The organism is Rhizobium sp. R86522 (genome assembly GCF_042466255.1).
Lineage (GTDB): Bacteria > Pseudomonadota > Alphaproteobacteria > Rhizobiales > Rhizobiaceae > Allorhizobium.
Window position 1 is genome coordinate 2,040,795 of sequence record NZ_JAXHBX010000001.1, and the last position, 17,546, is coordinate 2,058,340.

The window sequence follows — 17,546 nt, forward strand, 5'->3', positions numbered from 1 at the left end:
ATCGCGGAAACGGCCTGGCACAAAGACAAAAGCGTCGCAGGCCCGTCCGAGCCGCGATCAACAAGACTTCATCGGTTCGTGAATGGGCCTCAGACCTGTTCGAGCTCGATCAGGGTGCCGAAGAAATCCTTGGGATGCAGAAACAGGACCGGCTTGCCATGGGCGCCGATCTTCGGCTCGCCACTGCCGAGTACACGAGCTCCGGATGCTGAGAGCTGGTCGCGGGCGGCAAGGATATCGGCGACCTCGTAGCAGATGTGGTGCATGCCGCCCGAGGGAGCCTTCTCAAGGAAGGCGGCAATCGGCGAATTCTCGCCAAGCGGTTCGAGAAGTTCGACCTTGGTGTTCTCGAGTTCGACGAAAACGACGGTCACACCATGCTCGGGAAGCGCCTGTGCCTGGGACACCTTGGCGCCGAGCGTATCACGATAACTCGCGGTCGCGGCCGTGAGATCCGGAACGGCGATGGCGATGTGATTGACGCGGCCGAGCATGTCTTCCTCCAGTCATTGCGGGCAAAGATTAGGCCATCCCTGCCCGCCTCGTCCCTCAGACTTTGGTCAGGAACACCGTGACGATCGGCTTCTTGCCCCAGACTTCGTTGGCAGTCGAGCGCACCGCGCGGCGGATGGACTCGCGAACAGTATCGAGATCCTTGCGACGGCTGCGCGGAATGCTTTCCACCGCTCCGAGAACGGCGTCGTAAAGCGTATCCTCCATCAGTTCTCCCTCATGGTCGACTTCCGGAAGGCCGAAAGCCACGACATCGGGATCACCAAGGAAATCGAAGCGACTGTCGAGAAGCACACTGACGGCAACATGGCCGACATAGGAGAGCTTCTTGCGGTCGGCGATGCCCATTTCCTCGATGTCGCCGACGAGTTTGCCGTCCTTGTAGACGCGGCCGAAGGGTGCCTGATCGATGACTTCGGCGGGGCCCGGCGCGATGCGCAGCATGTCGCCATTGCGGACACGCGGTACGGTCGGGATGCCGGCCTGAAGCGCCAGTTCCTTCTGGGCGACCAGATGGGCGGCCTCACCATGAACGGGCACGAGGATCTGCGGACGGACCCACTCGTACATCTTGAGCAGTTCGTTGCGGCGCGGATGGCCCGAAACGTGGACAAGTGCATCACTGTCGGTGACGATGTGGACGCCCTGCTCGATCAAACCGTTCTTGATTTCGAGGATGGCCTTCTCGTTGCCTGGAATGGCGCGCGAGGAGAACACGACCGTGTCGCCTTTCGTCAGCGCCACGTTGCGCATCTCGTCACGCGAGAGCTTGGCGAGTGCTGCGCGCGGCTCGCCCTGGCTACCGGTGAGGATAACGACGATCTTGTCGCGCGGGATGAAACCATATTCGTCTTCGGCAATGAAGGGCTTGACGCCCTGCATGATGCCGATGTCATCGGCGACCGCCGTTACGCGCTTCAGCGAACTGCCGAGCAGCAGGACTTCGCGGCCGGCCGCTTCCGCCGCCTGGGCGATCGAGCGGATACGACCGACATTCGAGGAAAAGGTGGTGATTGCCACACGGCCTTCCGCAGCTTCGATGATCTTCTGCAAACCTGCCGAAACCTCCTCCTCGGAGGGCGAGACACCATCACGCATGGCATTGGTCGAATCGCAGAACATCGCCAGCACGCCCTCGTCGCCGACGGCACGGAAGCGCTCTTCGTCGGTCAGTGGGCCGAGCGAGGGATTGTGGTCGATTTTCCAGTCACCCGTATGGATGAGATTGCCGAGCGGCGTGCGGATGACGAGCGACATCGGCTCAGGGATCGAGTGGTTCACGCCGATCGCTTCAATTTCGAACGGGCCAACATTGATCCGGTCGCCCTGCTTGAAGGGCGTGATCGGGATCTCGGCGCGCGAGCCCTCATAGTCGCGCTTGGCTTCGAGCATGCCGGCCGTGAAGCGCGAGGCATAGACAGGTACATTGAGGCCTGGCCACAGATCGTTCAGTGCACCGTAATGGTCTTCATGGGCATGGGTGATGATGATGCCCTTGAGGTTCTTTTTCTGCTTCTTGATGAAACTGATATCGGGCAGCACGAGATCGACACCCGGCAGATCCGGCCCGGCGAATGTCACGCCGCAGTCGACCATGATCCACTGGCGATTGGACGGCGGACCATAGCCGTACAATGCGAGGTTCATGCCGATTTCTCCCACGCCGCCCAGCGGCAGGAAAACCAGTTCGTCGTTATTGGCCATTCTCAGTTCCGATCCAGTCTACCCGAAAAACACATCTCCGGCGGCAACCGACATCATTCCGTCGGAGCCCCGGTCGAGCAACAAAATTCCCTTATCATCGATTCCGGAAAAGATACCGGAAATCGAGCGGTCCGGGAGGTTCACAGTAATTTTCTCGCCAATGCCACAAGCGACGCGACGCCAGCGCCGCACGATCTCGGCGATCCCCCTGCCCTCGTCCCAGACGTAAAGAGCCTCTGACATCTCGACGAACAGATGGGCGAAGAACTCCGGCGGCGAAATCGAAACGCCCTGATCGGCAAGCGAGGTCACCGGATAAAGCGTCAGGTCAGGGCGGTGGGCGATATTGATGCCGATCCCGATGGCAAGTGCCATGCGGCCATCGGCGATACGTTCCGCCTCGAGCAATATTCCTGACGTCTTCTTACGACCGATCAGTACGTCGTTCGGCCATTTGATCTCCACGGGTTTGGCGCCCGACGGCATCACCGCTTGAACCGCGGCATGAACGGCCAGCGCCACGGCAAGCGGCAGCGATCCCAGTTGTTCGGCCGGTGCTGGATCCATCAGCAGAAGGGTCGAATAGAGATTGCCACGCTCGGACACCCATGGCCGGCCGCGGCGGCCGCGGCCACCGGTCTGGCGCTCGGCTGTCAACCACAGAAAACCGGAATCGCCCGCGCGAGCGCGGGCGAATGCTTCCGTATTGGTGGACGAGACTTCGTCGAGGGATTCGTGCCGGAAGTCGTCGAGCGAAATCCGGCGCGGTCTACCGAGGCTGGTCAATTAAACAACGTCTTTGCAGCTGCTTCCGCCGCGGTCCCGAGCGGACCGCCGAAGAGGACGTAACCGACCACGAAGAAGCCGGAGAGACCGAAGACGAGGCGCAGCTCGATCGACGTGCGGGCGAATTCACCCTTGGCTTCGTCGAACCACATGACCTTGATGATGCGCAGGTAGTAATAGGCGCCGATGACCGAGGCCAGAACACCGATGATCGCAAGCGCATAGAGCTTGGCTTCGATGGCAGCCACGAAGACGAAGTACTTGGCGAAGAAGCCTGCGAGCGGCGGAATGCCGGCGAGCGAGAACATCAGCGCGGTCAACACGAAGGCCATGAACGGCCGCGTGGTCGACAGGCCAGCGAGATCGTCGATGTTCTCGACATTGCCGCCTTCCTTCTGGCGCATCGCCATAATGCAGGCAAAGGTGCCGAGCGTCATCACCAGATAGATCATCATGTAGAGCAGAACGCCGGCGACACCGGTGTCATTGCCGGCGGCGAGACCGACCAGCGCATAACCCATGTGACCGATGGAGGAATAAGCCATCAGTCGCTTGATGTTCTTCTGGCCGATCGCGGCGACCGAACCCAGGACCATCGATGCAATCGCGATGAAGACGACAATCTGCTGCCACTCGGCGAAGATCGGCAGGAAGGCGTCGATGACGATGCGCACGAAGATCGCCATGGCACCGATCTTCGGGGCCGCGGCGAGGAAGGCGGTGACCGGGGTCGGAGCGCCTTCGTAAACGTCTGGTGTCCACATGTGGAACGGAACGGCGGAGATCTTGAAGGCAAGGCCAGCGAGAACGAACACAAGGCCGAAGATCAGACCGAGCGACGGTTCGCCCTGCGACAGAACGGCAGCAATCTCGTCGAAGCCGGTATTGCCAGTGAAGCCATAGACCAGCGACATGCCGTAGAGCAGCATGCCGGAAGAAAGCGCGCCAAGCACAAAGTACTTGAGGCCTGCTTCCGTCGAACGCAGGCTGTCACGGTTGATGGCAGCGACGACATAGAGAGCCAGCGACATCAGTTCGAGGCCGAGATAAAGGGCGATCAGGTCATTGGCCGAGATCAGCAGCATGACGCCAAGCGTGGCGAGAACCAGCAGCACCGGGAACTCGAACTTGTCGAGATGATCGTAGCGGGCATGGCCGACCGCCATGATCATCGCCGTGACCGAACCGATCAGGGCGAGGATCTTCATGAACTTGGCGTAGCCGTCAGCGAGGTAGGCGCCATTGAAGGCCTCTCCTTCCGCGCCGGAGAAAACCAGCCAGGCACCCGAGAAGATCAGCAGCGCGATCGCCAGTCCTGTGACAACACTGTTCGACTTCTCGCCCGAAAACACGCCGATCATGAGCAGCACCATGGCGCCCACGGCCAGGATCAATTCCGGCGTGACCAGATGCAGGCTAGCAATGAGAGTTTCAACGGTCATGTCCAAAGGATCCTGTCGTCAGTTCGCAATCAGCGCCAGGGACTGGGCTGCTTGCAAGGCTGCGGAGTAGTTGTTCACCAGATTGTCGACGGAGGCGGCGGTCGCATCGAGGATGGGAGCCGGATAGACGCCGAAGAAGATGGTGAGGGCGATCAGCGGATAAAGGGTCAGCTTTTCGCGGGTGGAAAGGTCGAGCATGCTCTTCAGGCTCTCCTTTTCGAGCGCACCGAAGACGACCCGGCGATAGAGCCAGAGCGCATAGGCTGCCGAAAGGATGACGCCGGTGGCGGCAAAGAGCGCGACCCAGGTGTTGACGCGGAACACGCCGATCAGGGTCAGGAATTCACCGACGAAACCCGAGGTGCCCGGCAGGCCGACATTGGCCATGGTGAAGACCATGAAGGCGAGCGCGTATTTCGGCATGTTGTTGACGAGGCCGCCATAGGCCGCGATCTCGCGGGTATGGAGACGGTCGTAGATCACGCCGACGCAGAGGAAGAGCGCGCCGGAGACGAAGCCGTGGCTGATCATCTGGAAGATCGCACCCTGGACGCCCTGCTGGTTGGCGGCGAAGATACCCATGGTGACGTAGCCCATGTGCGCGACCGAGGAATAGGCGATCAGCTTCTTCATGTCTTCCTGCATCATCGCGACCAGCGAGGTGTAGATGATGGCAATCACGGACAGCGTGAAGACGAAGGGCGCGAAGAAGTCGGATGCCAGCGGGAACATCGGCAGCGAGAAGCGCAGGAAGCCGTAGCCGCCGAGCTTCAGGAGGATGCCCGCCAGGATCACGGAGCCTGCCGTCGGTGCTTGAACGTGCGCATCCGGCAGCCAGGTATGCACCGGCCACATCGGCATCTTCACCGCGAAGGAAGCGAAGAAAGCAAGCCATAGCCAGGTCTGCATCTGCGGCGGGAAATCATGCTGCAAGAGGGCTGCGATATCGGTCGTTCCGGCATCCCAGTACATTGCCATGATGGCGAGCAGCATCAGCACCGAGCCGAGCAGCGTGTAGAGGAAGAACTTGTAGGATGCGTAGACGCGATCCTTGCCACCCCAGACACCGATGATGATGAACATCGGGATGAGGCCTGCTTCGAAGAAGACGTAGAAGAGCACGATGTCGAGCGAGACGAAGACGCCGATCATCAGCGTCTCGAGCACCAGGAAGGCGATCATGTATTCCTTCAGGCGCTTCTCGACCGAGGTCCAGCTCGCAAGAATGCAGAAGGGCATGAGCAACGTCGTCAGGATGACGAACAGCATCGAGATGCCGTCGACGCCAACATGATAGGAGATGCCGGTACCGAGCCAGGCATGCTTCTCCACCATCTGGAAGCCGGTGTTCGAATTGTCGAAGTTGATCCAGATGAAGAGCGACACGACGAAGGTGAAGACCGTCGTCAGCAGCGAGACGTTCAGGATGTTGCGGCGGCCGAGAGAAGTATCACCCCGGGTTAGCAGAAGCAGAGCCACGCCGACCAGAGGAAGGAAGGTGACCGTCGAGAGAATGGGCCAATCGGTCATCAGAGGGAGCTCCCGAGCATCATCCAGGTAACAAGTGCCGCAATGCCGATGAGCATCGCGAAGGCATAGTGATAGAGGTAGCCCGACTGCAGGCGGACGACCTTCTGGGTCAGGCCGCCAACGGCAGAGGCAACGCCGTTCGGGCCGTAGGCGTCGATGGTGGCGACGTCACCCTTCTTCCACAGGAAGCGGCCGAGCGCCTTGGAGGACCGAACGAAGAGGAAGTCGTAGAGCTCGTCGAAGTACCACTTGTTGAGCAGGAACTGGTAGAGCATCCACTGCTGTTCAGCGAGCTTCTTCGGCGCCGACGGGTTCTTGATATACATGTACCAGGCGGTGACGAAGCCGAGCGTCATAGCAATGAACGGGCTCCACTTCACCCACTTCGGAACGTCATGGAACTCTTCCAGTACCGTGTTGGTCGGAAGCGTGAAGAGCGCGCCCTTCCAGAACTCGGCATAGTGATGGCCGAAGAAGTAGTCGTGGAAGATGAAGCCGGCAAACAGTGCGCCGAAACCGAGCAGGTAGAACGGGATCAGCATCACCTGCGGGCTTTCATGCACATGGTGCATGACGTCAGCAGACGCACGCGGCTTGCCGAAGAAGGTCAGGAACGCCAGGCGCCAAGAATAGAAGCTCGTGAACAGAGCCGCAATCACCAGCATTGTGAAGGCAAAACCACCGACGGCCGAGCTCGAGGCGAAGGCAAACTCGATGATGTAGTCCTTCGAGAAGAAGCCAGCGGTACCGATCAGGGTTCCCGGGATACCGACACCGGTCAGAGCGATCGTACCGATCGTCATGGCCCAGAACGTCACGGGGATGTGCTTCCTCAGACCACCCATGTAGCGCATGTCCTGCTCGCCATCGACGGCGTGGATGACGGAGCCTGCGCCCAAGAACAGGAGTGCCTTGAAGAAGGCGTGCGTGAAGAGGTGGAAGACGGCTGCGCCATAGGCGCCGACGCCGAGCGCCACGAACATGTAGCCGAGCTGCGAGCAGGTCGAATAGGCGATGACGCGCTTGATGTCGTTCTGCACAAGGCCGACGGTCGCCGCGAAGAAAGCCGTGATTGCGCCGACGATGGTGACGACGGTCAGCGCATCCGGCGACAGTTCGAAGACGGGCGACATACGAGCGACGAGGAAGACGCCGGCGGTGACCATGGTTGCGGCGTGAATGAGCGCCGAAACCGGGGTCGGGCCTTCCATGGCGTCCGGCAGCCAGGTGTGCAGCAGGAACTGCGCCGACTTACCCATCGCGCCCATGAAGAGCAGCAGGCAGGCGCCGGTCAGCGCATGGCTGCGGTCAAGCTGCATGCCGAAGAGGTTCAGCACGACTTCGGGCGACGCTGCAGGATCGGTCGGCAGATAGGACTGGGCCGAGGCGAAGATCGTCTCGAGGTTGATCGAGCCGAACATCACGAAGAGCGCCGAGATGCCGAGGATGAAGCCAAAGTCACCGACGCGGTTGACGATGAAGGCCTTCATGGCAGCGGCGGAAGCGGACGGCTTCTTGTACCAGAAGCCGATCAGCAGATAGGACGCAAGACCCACGCCTTCCCAGCCGAAGAACATCTGCAGCAGGTTGTCCGACGTGATGAGCATCAGCATCGCGAAGGTGAACAGTGACAGATAGGCGAAGAAACGCGGCCGATGCGGGTCGTGGTGCATGTAGCCGATCGAGTAGAGGTGCACGAGGCACGACACCGAGTTGACCACTACGAACATCACAGCCGTCAGGGTATCGATGCGGAAGGCCCATTCGACGTCGATGCCGCCGGACTGGATCCAGCGCATCACGGGCACCTTGATGACCTCGTGGGCCTCGTGGCTCATCGCGACGTTGAAGAACACGATCCAGGAGAGGATCGCCACGATGATCATCAGACCCGTGGTGATGTATTCCGACGCCTTGGCGCCGATCTGGCGGCCAAGCAAGCCGGCGATCAGGAAGCCGATCAGGGGGAGAAAGACGATAGCCTTGTAGATCATGACCCGATCAGCCCTTCATCATGTTGACGTCTTCGACGGCGATGGAGCCGCGATTACGGTAGAAGACCACCAGGATCGCCAGACCGATGGCCGCTTCGGCGGCCGCGACCGTCAGGATAAACAGCGCGAAGACCTGGCCGACGAGGTCGCCGAGGAAGCTCGAGAAGGCCACCATGTTGATGTTCACAGCGAGCAGGATCAGTTCGATCGACATCAGGATGACGATGATGTTCTTGCGGTTCAGGAAGATGCCGAAGACGCCCAGGGTGAACAGCAGTGCACTGACTGTCAGGTAGTGGGAAAGACCGATTTCCATAATTCTTGTTCCTTGACCTCGTGCTCGGCTCAGACGCCCTGGCCCGGCTTGACCTTGACAACCTTGACGGCGGTTTCCGGCGTGCGGGCGACCTGGGCGGAGATGTCCTGGCGCTTGATGTTGGTGCGGTGGCGCAGCGTCAGCACGATCGCGCCGATCATGGCGACGAACAGGACGAGACCGGCGATCTGGAAGAAGAAGACGTAGTCCGTGTAGAGCACGTCGCCAAGCGCCTGGGTATTCTGGCGGTCTGCCACAGCGGGAATAGGCTGGGTGATCGCGTTCAGGGCTTCCGGGCTGATCGTGGTTCCGCCGATGACGACGACAAGTTCGACCGCAACGATGAGGCCGACGAGCGCGCCAACCGGTGCGTATTTCGCAGCCCCTGCCCTCAGTTCCGTGAAGTCGATGTCAAGCATCATCACGACGAAGAGGAAGAGAACCGCGACCGCGCCGACATAGACGACCAGCAGGATCATCGCCAGGAATTCAGCCCCCGTGAGGAGCAGAAGACCCGCCGCGTTGATGAAGGTCAGAATGAGGAACAGGACCGAATGGACCGGGTTCCGAGCCGATATCACCATGAAGGCCGAAGCCACAGCGACAAAGGCGAAGAGATAGAAAAAGAGAGCCTGAAGACCCATGTTGGTGCCTTTTCATCTTCCCCCGGACGAGGGCCCTGCCCCGCCGCCCGATAAGGCGTGACCGATATCCCCATCGGCACGCCCGTTACAAAATTCATCATGTGCCCCGGCGAAGCCCCGCGCTCCGCCCAAGGCGATCGATCCCAAGGGATCAGCGGTAGGGCGAGTCGATCGCGATGTTGCGTGCGATTTCCCGTTCCCAGCGGTCGCCGTTGTCGAGCAGGCGCGCCTTGTCGAAGTAAAGTTCTTCGCGGGTCTCGGTGGCGAACTCGAAGTTCGGTCCCTCGACGATCGCGTCGACCGGGCAGGCTTCCTGGCAGAAACCGCAATAGATGCACTTCACCATGTCTATGTCGTAACGCACCGTGCGGCGAGTGCCGTCATTGCGGCGCGGCCCGGCCTCGATGGTGATGGCCTGGGCAGGACAGATCGCCTCGCATAGCTTGCAGGCGATGCAGCGCTCTTCGCCGTTCGGATAGCGGCGCAGCGCATGCTCGCCGCGGAAGCGCGCCGAGACCGGGCCCTTTTCGAACGGGTAGTTGATCGTTGCCTTCTGCTTGAAGAAGTAGCGCATCGACAGAAAGAAAGCGCCGACGAACTCCTTCAGGAAGACCGAATTGATAGCCTGTGCAATTGCCATCTTATTCTCCAATGCAGCTGAGGTTGCGGCAGGGCGTCATCACGCCCAACCCATCAGCTTGAGCACGAATGCCGTGATGATGACCATGGCGAGCGAGATCGGAAGGAAGACCTTCCAGCCAAGACGCATCAGCTGGTCATAGCGGTAGCGCGGAACGAATGCCTTCACCATGGCGAACATGAAGAAGACCATTGACGCCTTCAGCACGAACCAGACGATGCCGGGGACCCAGTTCAGGAACCAGACGTCGACCGGCGGCAGCCAGCCCCCGAGGAAGAGGATCGTGGTCAGCGAGCACATCAGGACGATGGCGGCATATTCGCCGAGCATGAACATCATGTACGGGGTCGAGCCGTATTCGACCATGAAGCCGGCGACGAGTTCGGATTCGGCTTCCGGAAGGTCGAAGGGCGGACGGTTGGTTTCTGCCAATGCCGAGATGAAGAAGATCACGAACATCGGGAAGAGTGCCAGCCAGTGCCAGTCGAGGAAGGACGCCGGAAGTCCCATCATAGTGCCGAGACCCGTGTTCTGGGCAAGCACGATGTCGGTGAGGTTCAGCGAACCGACGCAGAGCAGAACGGTGACGATGACGAAGCCCATCGAGACTTCATAGGAGACCATCTGCGCTGCCGAGCGAAGCGCGCCGAGGAACGGGTATTTCGAGTTCGACGCCCAGCCACCCATGATGATGCCGTAGACTTCGAGCGAGGAGACCGCAAAGACGAAGAGGATGCCGACATTGATGTTGGCGATCACCCATCCGGCATTGACCGGGATGACGGCCCAGGTCGCGAGCGCCAAAGTCACAGCGACGAGAGGAGCGAGCAGGAAGACGCCCTTGTTGGCGCCGGCCGGAATGACCGGTTCCTTGAAGACAAACTTCAAGAGGTCGGCGAAAGACTGGAAGAGACCCCAGGGGCCGACGACGTTCGGGCCGCGGCGCAACTGGACGGCAGCCCAGATCTTGCGGTCTGCGAGCAGGATGTATGCGATGAAGACCAGAAGGCAGACGAGCAGAAGAAGCGACTGCCCGATCATGATGGCCGCCGGCCACACATAGGTGGAAACGAAATTATCCATGGTCCCCTGCCCTTACTCTGCCGCGGCCTTGAAATTGTTGCGGGCCAATGCCGAGCACTCTGCCATGACGGCCGAAGCGCGTGCGATCGGGTTCGTCAAATAGAAGTCTTTGACCGGCGACGCAAACAGAGACTTGCCCATCTTCCCGGGTTTTTTCGCCAGTGCAGCAATATCGGCCGAAGAGCCCGGTGCGATCTCGTCGATCTCGGCGAAATGCGGGTAGGCTTCGTAAAGCTTCACGCGCAGCTGCAACAGCGAATCAAAGGGCAGCTTCTTGCCGAGCACGTCGGAGAGTGCACGCAGGATCGCCCAGTCTTCGCGGGCCTCGCCCGGCGCGAAGCCGGCGCGGTTGCCCATCTGGACGCGGCCTTCGGTATTGACCCAGGTCCCCGACTTCTCGGTGTAGGTCGCGCCCGGCAGGATGACGTCGGCACAGTGTGCGCCGTTGTCGCCATGGCTGCCGATATAGACCACGCACTTGGCGGACTTCGCGGAGAAGTCCAGCTCATCGGCACCGAGCAGGAAGACGACGTCGAGCGAGGACAGCATCTGACCGGCGGCAACAGCCCCTTCGCCCGGCACGAAGCCGAGGTCGAGCGCGCCGACGCGCGAGGCTGCGGTGTGCAGGACGCAGAAGCCGTTCCATTCGTCGGAGAGCGCGCCGACATCGGCAGCGAGCTTTGCGGCGTTTGCCAGAACAGCGTTGCCGTCGGCGCCCGAAAGCGCACCCTGGCCGATGATAACAAGCGGATTCTTTGCGGCCTTCAGAGCTTCAGCGAAGTTGTTCTTGCCAGAAACGAGGTCAGACAGCGTCTCGGTGCCAGCACCGAGATACTCATACGGGTAACGCAGCTCACCGCCTTCGCCGATCACGCCGATCGGCAGACCGCCGCGGCGCCAGCGCTTGCGAATACGGGCGTTCAAGACAGCTGCTTCGTAGCGCGGGTTGGCGCCGACGACCAGGATTGCGTCTGCGGCTTCAATGCCTTCGATGCCGGCGTTGAAGAGGTAGGTCGAGCGGCCGAGCGACGGATCAATTGCCGTCCCATCCTGGCGACAGTCGGTATTCGAGGACCCGAGTGCGTTGACGAGCGACTTCAGCGCGAAGATTTCCTCGACGGAAGCGAGGTCTCCGGCGACAGCGCCGATCTTGTCCGCGGAGGTCGAGGCAACGGCCGACTTGATCGCCGCAAAGGCTTCGGCCCAGCTTGCGGGCTGCAGGCGGCCATCCTTCTTGACATAGGGACGGTCGAGACGCTGGGTCTTCAGGCCATCCCAGATGAAGCGGGTCTTGTCGGAGATCCACTCTTCGTTGATCTGCTCGTTGACGCGCGGCATGATGCGCATGACTTCGCGACCACGCGTATCGACGCGGATCGCCGAGCCCAGCGCGTCCATGACGTCGACCAATTCGGTCTTGTTCAGTTCCCAGGGACGAGCCGTGAAGGCGAAGGGCTTGGAGGTCAGCGCGCCGACCGGGCAGAGGTCGACGACATTGCCCTGGAGCTCCGACGTCATCGCCTGCTCGAGATAGGTGGTGATCTCGGCGTCCTCGCCACGGCCGATCAGGCCGAGTTCGGCAATGCCGGCGACTTCGGTGGTGAAGCGGACGCAGCGCGTGCAGTGAATGCAGCGGTTCATCACGGTCTTGACCAGCGGTCCGATATACTTGTCTTCGACGGCGCGCTTGTTCTCGGTGTAGCGCGAGCTATCGATACCGAAGGCCATGGCCTGGTCCTGCAGGTCGCATTCGCCACCCTGGTCGCAGATCGGGCAATCCAGCGGATGGTTGATCAGCAGGAATTCCATCACGCCTTCGCGGGCCTTCTTGACCATCGGCGTGTTGGTGAAGACTTCCGGCAGTTCACCGTTCGGGCCACCGCGGATGTCGCGCACGCCCATGGCGCAGGAGGCTGCCGGCTTCGGCGGGCCACCCTTCACCTCGACGAGGCACATGCGGCAGTTGCCGGCAACCGACAGCCGTTCATGGAAACAAAAGCGCGGAACCTCGGCGCCAGCTTCCTCGCACGCCTGCAACAGCGTGAAATGATCCGGAACCTCGATCTCTTTTCCGTCGATCTTCAGCTTAGTCATATTCGCCTTCCTGCCTCACGCTTCCGCGCATCCTGCCGGGGCATTCCTGCCGCGACTGACAGTCTTCGTCCGCACCGGATGAAAACTGCCGGTTTTATCCCTCAAGTCCGGCGCATCGCCCCCGCGCGGCCGAACCTTAATCTTAACTGCCTGACCGAGCCTTGCCACCCGCCAACCGGCGCGCCTGGCCTGCCCAGTCGTCTCGCAGCACGCGGCCGCCGAGACCCAATTCCTTGTCCAGCGCATCAAGCGCCTTCTCATTCATCTCAGCGAGGTCCTTGAAGCGGGTAATCCCACTGCCCTTCAGGACCTGCTCGACCTTCGGCCCGATGCCATCGATCTTCTTCAGATCGTCGGCCTTGCCGCTGGCCTTCCTCGGCTTCGCCGCCGGCGCGGCGGGCTCGACCTTTGCAGCCGGCAGAGCCTTCGCTTGTGCTGCGGCCTTTGCCTTTGTTCCAACGGCCGGCTTTGCAGCCGCCTTGGCCTTCGGTGCAGGCTTCGGCTTTTCAGCCTTGGCTTTCACCGGGGCTGCGGCCTTGGCCTTCGCCTTCGCCAGAACCGGCTTTTCCGCCGTCACCTTGGCCGGGGTCGGCTCAGGTTCAACCTTTTCGACCGGGGCCTCGACCTTCGTCTCAGCCCCAGCTGCCGGCTTCGCCTCCGCCGCCTTGCGCTCTTCTTCCAGTTGCCGCGCAATCTGGCCGGTTACTTCCATGGCGCCCTGAATGGAGCCAAGGAAGAGCTTGCCCATCTGCGCCGCCATGCCGAAGCCGAAGGCGGTTGCGGCGGCCATGGCGGCCGCCGGATTGGTCATCAGGTCCTCAAGACCTTCGGAGGCGCGAGCGTCAGATGCCGGTTCGTCCGGCCCCTTTTTCCCGTCCTTGTCCGAAGAGCCTGTCATCCCCTTTGTCCCTTACTCTGCCGCTTCCATGACCACGCCATGGGCGATCGCGTTGCGGGTGTACTGGTCGATGCGCTTTTCCATCTCCGGACGGAAATGCTTGATCAGGCCCTGGATCGGCCAGGCGGCGGCATCACCCAGCGCACAGATGGTGTGGCCTTCCACCTGCTTCGTCACCTGGAAGAGCATGTCGATTTCACGCTTCTGGGCATTGCCCTTCACCATGCGTTCCATGACGCGCATCATCCAGCCTGTGCCTTCGCGGCATGGCGTGCACTGGCCGCAGCTCTCGTGCTTGTAGAATGCCGAGAGGCGCCAGATGGCCTTCACGATGTCGGTCGACTTGTCCATGACGATGACAGCGGCGGTGCCGAGGCCGGAGCCCAGCTCACGCAAACCGTCATAGTCCATGATCGCGTCCTTCATCTGGGTGCCTGGTACGCAAGGTACCGAGGAGCCGCCCGGAATGACGGCGAGCAGGTTGTCCCAGCCGCCGCGGATGCCGCCACAGTGCTTTTCGATCAGCTCCTGGAAGGTGATCGACATGGCTTCTTCGACCGTGCACGGCTTGTTGACGTGACCGGAGATCGAGAACAGCTTGGTGCCGGCATTGTTCGGACGGCCGAAGCTCGAATACCAGGACGCGCCGCGACGCAGGATGGTCGGGGCAACGGCGATCAATTCGACGTTGTTGACCGTGGTCGGGCAGCCGTAGAGGCCCATGTTCGCCGGGAATGGCGGCTTCAGGCGCGGCTGACCCTTTTTGCCTTCAAGGCTTTCCAGAAGTGCGGTTTCTTCGCCGCAGATATAGGCGCCGGCGCCGTGGTGGACGACGATATCGATGTCGTAGCCGAGCTTGTTGTTCTTGCCGAGCAGGCCGTAGTCGTAGCACTCGTCGATCGCAGCCTGCAGGGCTTCGCGCTCGCGCATGAACTCGCCGCGAACATAGATGAAGGCATGATGCGCGCCCATGGCGAAGGAAGCGATGACGCAGCCTTCGATCAGGGTGTGCGGATCATGGCGCATGATCTCACGGTCCTTGCAGGTGCCAGGTTCCGACTCATCCGCATTCACGACGAGGTAATGCGGGCGGCCGTCCGATTCCTTCGGCATGAAGGACCACTTGAGACCGGTGGGGAAGCCTGCGCCGCCGCGACCGCGAAGACCCGAGGCCTTCATCTCGTTGATGATCCAGTCACGACCCTTTTCAAGGATTTGCTTGGTGCCGTCCCAATGGCCGCGGGACATCGCGCCCTTCAGGGACTTGTCCTTGAGGCCGTAGATATTGGTAAAGATGCGATCCTGATCTCTCAACATACCCTAACCTCTCAGCGCGGCTTCTTGCCGAAGACCTTGATGTATTCCGCTTCGCCGCCCTTGGCGAGCGCCTTGGCCTGCTTGACCCAGTCGTCCCGCTCGATACGGCCGGAGAACTTGAGATAGGTGTCGACCCACTCGCGCTCTGCCTTCTTCCACTTGGCGACCTGATCGAACGTGTAGACGCCGAGGCCGTTCAGTGTCGCTTCGATCTTCGGGCCGACGCCCGAGATCATCTTCAGGTCGTCAGGCGTTTCCGGGCGCTCGATGCCGGCCGGACGGTTCTTCTCGTCCATGACCGTAGCGGGAGCCGGCGCGACTTCCTTCTCGACCGGGCGGGCCGTATCGGCAGAATCGCCCTTCTGCTTGACGTTCTCGGCAGCAGCCTTTTTGGCAGTTGCCGGGGTCTTGAGCTTCTCGTCCGTCACCGGCGCATCCGTAACCGGTCTCGCGGCGTTGGCGGGCGGTACGGACACTTCCTCGGTCTGTGCCGGGGCCGTGTCGTTGAAGCGGATCGGCTGGATGTCACCGGTCAGGGTGGTCGGACCACCGACAGGCGCCGAGAAAATGCGATCAACCTGCGGGCCAGGCTTGACGTCGGAACCCTTGCCGGCGGCGAACCGATCGATGATGTGCTCGAGCTGGGTCACGGTCAGGTCTTCATAGGCATCCTTGAAGATCATCACCATCGGCGCATTGACGCAGGCGCCCTGACACTCGACTTCTTCCCAGGACAAGGTGCCGTCTTCATTGCGTTCGAAGGGCTCCGGGTGGATCTTCGACTTGCAGACGTGAATGAGTTCTTCCGCCCCCCGCAGCATGCAGGGTGTCGTGCCGCAGACCTGGATATGGGCGCGCGTACCAACAGGCTTCAGCTGGAACTGGGTGTAGAATGTCGCGACTTCGAGGACCCGAATGAAGGGCATGTCGAGCATTTGGCCGACATACTCGATCGCAGCCTTGGTGACCCAGCCTTCCTGTTCCTGTGCGCGCATCAAAAGCGGAATGACCGCCGATTGCTGGCGCCCCGCCGGATACTTGCGAATGGTGGCTTCAGCCCAGGTCGCATTCTCCGCGGAGAAGGAGAATGCTGCGGGCTGGAATTGCTCTTCGGCTAGTCGACGAACGGACATACTTCCTCACGCCTTGTCTCAGTTTATGGAACCACACCGCGTATTCGTCACATTGGCGAATTCGCAGGCATAGGCCGAATTGTCTTTCTGAAGGAATACGAAGAGCTTCGAGCCGGTCCAGCTGGAGCTCTTGATCTCGTATCCATCCCGGATCAGCTTGGCCATCGACACTGTTTCCCTCGACGATACAGCACTGTTCTCCTGAGCCACCGCCTGGGTGGCGCCGAGACAGATCAGCAATGCCGCGAGGGTCTTAAGCATCAGCGGTCTACTTCCCCGAACACGATGTCGAGCGAGCCGAGGATCGCCGAGACGTCGGCCAACTGGTGGCCGCGGCACAGGAAATCCATGGCCTGCAGATGCGCATAACCCGGGGCGCGGATCTTGCAGCGATAGGGCTTGTTGGTGCCGTCGGAGACGAGGAAGACGCCGAACTCGCCCTTGGGGGCTTCGACAGCGGCATAAACCTCACCGGCCGGTACGTGATAGCCTTCGGTGTAAAGCTTGAAGTGGTGGATCAAGCCTTCCATCGACCGCTTCATCTCGCCACGCTTCGGCGGAACGACCTTGCCGTCGAGCGAGGAGACGGGGCCGGTCTTGGCATCGCCCAGCAGACGGTTGACGCACTGCTTCATGATCTTCACCGACTCGCGCATTTCGAACATGCGGATCAGGTAACGGTCGTAGCAGTCGCCGTTCTTGCCGACCATGATGTCGAAGTCGAGATCGGAGTAGCACTCGTAAGGCTGCGACTTGCGCAGGTCCCAGGCAGCGCCCGAACCGCGGACCATGACGCCCGAGAAGCCCCAGGCCCAGCAATCATCGAGGCTGACGACGCCGATGTCGACGTTGCGCTGCTTGAAGATGCGGTTGCCGGTCAGAAGGTCGTCGATGTCATCGAGCTTTTCCGGGAACTGGTCGCACCACTTGCCGATATCCTCGACGAGCTGATGCGGCAGATCCTGATGCACGCCACCGGGACGGACGTAAGCGGCATGCATGCGGGCGCCGGAGGCGCGCTCATAGAACACCATCAGCTTTTCGCGCTCTTCAAAGCCCCAGAGCGGCGGCGTCAGCGCACCAACGTCCATGGCCTGCGTGGTGACGTTGAGGAGGTGCGAGAGAATACGACCGATTTCCGAATAGAGAACGCGGATCAGCTGACCACGGATCGGAATCTGGATGTCGAGCAGCTTTTCGACGGCCAGCGAATAGGCATGTTCCTGGTTCATCGGCGCGACATAGTCGAGGCGATCGAAATAGGGCAGCGCCTGCAGATAGGTCTTGGTCTCAATCAGCTTCTCGGTGCCACGATGCAGCAGGCCGATATGCGGGTCGACGCGCTCGACGATTTCACCGTCCAGCTCAAGCACGAGGCGAAGAACGCCGTGCGCCGCCGGGTGCTGCGGGCCGAAGTTGATATTGAAGTTGCGGACGTTGTGTTCGTTCATG

16 protein-coding genes are annotated in these 17,546 nt (G+C 61.0%); all 16 read right to left on the reverse strand.

What is annotated here, in order from left to right:
- Positions 1 to 89: 89 nt before the first annotated feature.
- The 16 genes from mce to SJY08_RS09940 all read right to left on the reverse strand — a co-directional run bounded on the left by mce (position 90) and on the right by SJY08_RS09940 (position 17,545).
- Entirely contained in the window at positions 90 to 494 is a 405-nt protein-coding gene (gene mce / locus SJY08_RS09865; protein ID WP_054150633.1) for a methylmalonyl-CoA epimerase, read from the reverse strand.
- A gap of 55 nt (positions 495 to 549) precedes the next feature.
- On the reverse strand, positions 550 to 2,217 hold the full coding sequence (locus SJY08_RS09870; protein WP_377275448.1) for a ribonuclease J: 1,668 nt from the start codon (positions 2,215 to 2,217) through the stop codon (positions 550 to 552).
- An 18-nt stretch (positions 2,218 to 2,235) separates the two neighbouring features.
- Positions 2,236 to 3,003, reverse strand: coding sequence for a biotin--[acetyl-CoA-carboxylase] ligase (locus SJY08_RS09875; RefSeq protein WP_377275449.1), 768 nt, complete (start codon positions 3,001 to 3,003; stop codon positions 2,236 to 2,238).
- Complete coding sequence (gene nuoN, locus SJY08_RS09880) at positions 3,000 to 4,445, reverse strand: NADH-quinone oxidoreductase subunit NuoN (protein ID WP_054150630.1); 1,446 nt, start codon at positions 4,443 to 4,445, stop codon at positions 3,000 to 3,002. The genes SJY08_RS09875 and nuoN overlap by 4 nt, the downstream gene beginning before the upstream one ends.
- A gap of 18 nt (positions 4,446 to 4,463) precedes the next feature.
- On the reverse strand, positions 4,464 to 5,975 hold the full coding sequence (locus SJY08_RS09885; RefSeq protein WP_069041628.1) for an NADH-quinone oxidoreductase subunit M: 1,512 nt from the start codon (positions 5,973 to 5,975) through the stop codon (positions 4,464 to 4,466).
- The gene (gene nuoL / locus SJY08_RS09890; protein ID WP_377275450.1) at positions 5,975 to 7,969 is read right to left on the reverse strand and encodes an NADH-quinone oxidoreductase subunit L; all 1,995 of its coding nucleotides are present in this window, start codon (positions 7,967 to 7,969) and stop codon (positions 5,975 to 5,977) included. The genes SJY08_RS09885 and nuoL overlap by 1 nt, the downstream gene beginning before the upstream one ends.
- Before the next feature lie 7 nt (positions 7,970 to 7,976).
- Complete coding sequence (gene nuoK, locus SJY08_RS09895; RefSeq protein ID WP_054150627.1) at positions 7,977 to 8,285, reverse strand: NADH-quinone oxidoreductase subunit NuoK; 309 nt, start codon at positions 8,283 to 8,285, stop codon at positions 7,977 to 7,979.
- Positions 8,286 to 8,314: 29 nt separating this feature from the next.
- A complete protein-coding gene (locus SJY08_RS09900) occupies positions 8,315 to 8,929 on the reverse strand; it encodes an NADH-quinone oxidoreductase subunit J (RefSeq protein ID WP_054150626.1) in 615 nt (204 codons plus the stop codon).
- Positions 8,930 to 9,080: 151 nt separating this feature from the next.
- The gene (gene nuoI, locus SJY08_RS09905) at positions 9,081 to 9,569 is read right to left on the reverse strand and encodes an NADH-quinone oxidoreductase subunit NuoI (RefSeq protein WP_054150625.1); all 489 of its coding nucleotides are present in this window, start codon (positions 9,567 to 9,569) and stop codon (positions 9,081 to 9,083) included.
- A gap of 39 nt (positions 9,570 to 9,608) precedes the next feature.
- The gene (gene nuoH / locus SJY08_RS09910; protein ID WP_054150624.1) at positions 9,609 to 10,652 is read right to left on the reverse strand and encodes an NADH-quinone oxidoreductase subunit NuoH; all 1,044 of its coding nucleotides are present in this window, start codon (positions 10,650 to 10,652) and stop codon (positions 9,609 to 9,611) included.
- A gap of 12 nt (positions 10,653 to 10,664) precedes the next feature.
- The gene (gene nuoG / locus SJY08_RS09915; RefSeq protein WP_377275451.1) at positions 10,665 to 12,746 is read right to left on the reverse strand and encodes an NADH-quinone oxidoreductase subunit NuoG; all 2,082 of its coding nucleotides are present in this window, start codon (positions 12,744 to 12,746) and stop codon (positions 10,665 to 10,667) included.
- Between the two features lie 142 nt (positions 12,747 to 12,888).
- Positions 12,889 to 13,644, reverse strand: coding sequence for a 5' DNA nuclease (locus SJY08_RS09920; RefSeq protein ID WP_377275452.1), 756 nt, complete (start codon positions 13,642 to 13,644; stop codon positions 12,889 to 12,891).
- A gap of 12 nt (positions 13,645 to 13,656) precedes the next feature.
- A complete protein-coding gene (nuoF, locus tag SJY08_RS09925; protein ID WP_377275453.1) occupies positions 13,657 to 14,961 on the reverse strand; it encodes an NADH-quinone oxidoreductase subunit NuoF in 1,305 nt (434 codons plus the stop codon).
- Positions 14,962 to 14,972: 11 nt separating this feature from the next.
- The gene (locus SJY08_RS09930; protein WP_377275454.1) at positions 14,973 to 16,094 is read right to left on the reverse strand and encodes an NADH-quinone oxidoreductase subunit E; all 1,122 of its coding nucleotides are present in this window, start codon (positions 16,092 to 16,094) and stop codon (positions 14,973 to 14,975) included.
- A gap of 18 nt (positions 16,095 to 16,112) precedes the next feature.
- Positions 16,113 to 16,355, reverse strand: a complete 243-nt coding sequence (locus tag SJY08_RS09935) for a hypothetical protein (protein WP_054150619.1) — start codon at positions 16,353 to 16,355, stop codon at positions 16,113 to 16,115.
- Positions 16,355 to 17,545 (reverse strand): NADH-quinone oxidoreductase subunit D, encoded by a 1,191-nt coding sequence (locus SJY08_RS09940; RefSeq protein WP_054150618.1) that lies wholly within the window; start codon positions 17,543 to 17,545, stop codon positions 16,355 to 16,357. Before SJY08_RS09940 ends, SJY08_RS09935 begins: the two co-directional genes overlap by 1 nt.
- Position 17,546: the final 1 nt, after the last annotated feature.

What these genes read in the sequence shown, in the direction of transcription:
- mce (WP_054150633.1), bottom strand. Translation starts at nt 494, where the DNA reads ATGCTCGGCCGCGTCAATCACATCGCCATCGCCGTTCCGGATCTCACG.
- SJY08_RS09870 (WP_377275448.1), bottom strand. Translation starts at nt 2,217, where the DNA reads ATGGCCAATAACGACGAACTGGTTTTCCTGCCGCTGGGCGGCGTGGGA.
- nuoN (WP_054150630.1), bottom strand. Translation starts at nt 4,445, where the DNA reads ATGACCGTTGAAACTCTCATTGCTAGCCTGCATCTGGTCACGCCGGAA.
- SJY08_RS09885 (WP_069041628.1), bottom strand. Translation starts at nt 5,975, where the DNA reads ATGACCGATTGGCCCATTCTCTCGACGGTCACCTTCCTTCCTCTGGTC.
- nuoL (WP_377275450.1), bottom strand. Translation starts at nt 7,969, where the DNA reads ATGATCTACAAGGCTATCGTCTTTCTCCCCCTGATCGGCTTCCTGATC.
- nuoK (WP_054150627.1), bottom strand. Translation starts at nt 8,285, where the DNA reads ATGGAAATCGGTCTTTCCCACTACCTGACAGTCAGTGCACTGCTGTTC.
- SJY08_RS09900 (WP_054150626.1), bottom strand. Translation starts at nt 8,929, where the DNA reads ATGGGTCTTCAGGCTCTCTTTTTCTATCTCTTCGCCTTTGTCGCTGTG.
- nuoI (WP_054150625.1), bottom strand. Translation starts at nt 9,569, where the DNA reads ATGGCAATTGCACAGGCTATCAATTCGGTCTTCCTGAAGGAGTTCGTC.
- nuoH (WP_054150624.1), bottom strand. Translation starts at nt 10,652, where the DNA reads ATGGATAATTTCGTTTCCACCTATGTGTGGCCGGCGGCCATCATGATC.
- nuoG (WP_377275451.1), bottom strand. Translation starts at nt 12,746, where the DNA reads ATGACTAAGCTGAAGATCGACGGAAAAGAGATCGAGGTTCCGGATCAT.
- SJY08_RS09920 (WP_377275452.1), bottom strand. Translation starts at nt 13,644, where the DNA reads ATGACAGGCTCTTCGGACAAGGACGGGAAAAAGGGGCCGGACGAACCG.
- nuoF (WP_377275453.1), bottom strand. Translation starts at nt 14,961, where the DNA reads ATGTTGAGAGATCAGGATCGCATCTTTACCAATATCTACGGCCTCAAG.
- SJY08_RS09930 (WP_377275454.1), bottom strand. Translation starts at nt 16,094, where the DNA reads ATGTCCGTTCGTCGACTAGCCGAAGAGCAATTCCAGCCCGCAGCATTC.
- SJY08_RS09935 (WP_054150619.1), bottom strand. Translation starts at nt 16,355, where the DNA reads ATGCTTAAGACCCTCGCGGCATTGCTGATCTGTCTCGGCGCCACCCAG.
- SJY08_RS09940 (WP_054150618.1), bottom strand. Translation starts at nt 17,545, where the DNA reads ATGAACGAACACAACGTCCGCAACTTCAATATCAACTTCGGCCCGCAG.